2 tRNA genes and 2 rRNA genes are annotated in these 983 nt (G+C 49.0%); all 4 read left to right on the forward strand.

What is annotated here, in order from left to right:
* Positions 1–73 (forward strand): 16S ribosomal RNA (locus ACYCCG_RS25985); the annotation flags it as partial.
* 85 nt (positions 74–158) lie between these two features.
* Positions 159–235 (forward strand) — tRNA-Ile (locus ACYCCG_RS25990).
* Between the two features lie 24 nt (positions 236–259).
* Positions 260–335, forward strand: a tRNA-Ala gene (locus tag ACYCCG_RS25995).
* A 243-nt stretch (positions 336–578) separates the two neighbouring features.
* A 23S ribosomal RNA gene (locus ACYCCG_RS26000) occupies positions 579–983 on the forward strand; the annotation flags it as partial.

Consider the following 983-nt stretch of genomic DNA (forward strand, 5'->3'; position numbering starts at 1 on the left):
GGTGTGATTCATGACTGGGGTGAAGTCGTAACAAGGTAGCCGTAGGGGAACCTGCGGCTGGATCACCTCCTTAATCGACGACATCAGCCTGCTGATGAGCTCCCACACGAATTGCTTGATTCATTGTAAAAGACGATGCTGTAACACGACCCTGTTATAGGTCTGTAGCTCAGTTGGTTAGAGCGCACCCCTGATAAGGGTGAGGTCGGCAGTTCAAATCTGCCCAGACCTACCATTACATGGTTCAGCCGTAAAATACGGGGCCATAGCTCAGCTGGGAGAGCGCCTGCCTTGCACGCAGGAGGTCAGCGGTTCGATCCCGCTTGGCTCCACCACTTTCGCCGTACGCAGTCACTTGTCAGAACTTAGAAATGAACATTCAGCTCGAATGTTGATTTCTGACTTTTGTCAGATCGTTCTTTAAAAATTCGGATATGTGATAGATATAGACTGAACACCAGTTTCACTGCTGGTGGATCAGGCTAAGGTAAAATTTGTGAGTTCTGCTCGAAAGAGCAACGTACGAATTTTCGGCGAATGTCGTCTTCACAGTATAACCAGATTGCTTGGGGTTATATGGTCAAGTGAAGAAGCGCATACGGTGGATGCCTTGGCAGTCAGAGGCGATGAAAGACGTGGTAGCCTGCGATAAGCTTTGGGGAGTCGGCAAACAGACTGTGATCCAGAGATCTCTGAATGGGGGAACCCACTCAGCATAAGCTGAGTATCTTGTACTGAATACATAGGTGCAAGAGGCGAACCAGGGGAACTGAAACATCTAAGTACCCTGAGGAAAAGAAATCAACCGAGATTCCCTTAGTAGTGGCGAGCGAACGGGGACCAGCCCTTAAGTTGGTTTGAGATTAGTGGAACGCTCTGGAAAGTGCGGCCATAGTGGGTGATAGCCCCGTACACGAAAATCTCTTATCAATGAAATCGAGTAGGACGGAGCACGAGAAACTTTGTCTGAATATGGGGGGACC

This window comes from Pseudomonas sp. VEM90, assembly GCF_054611535.1.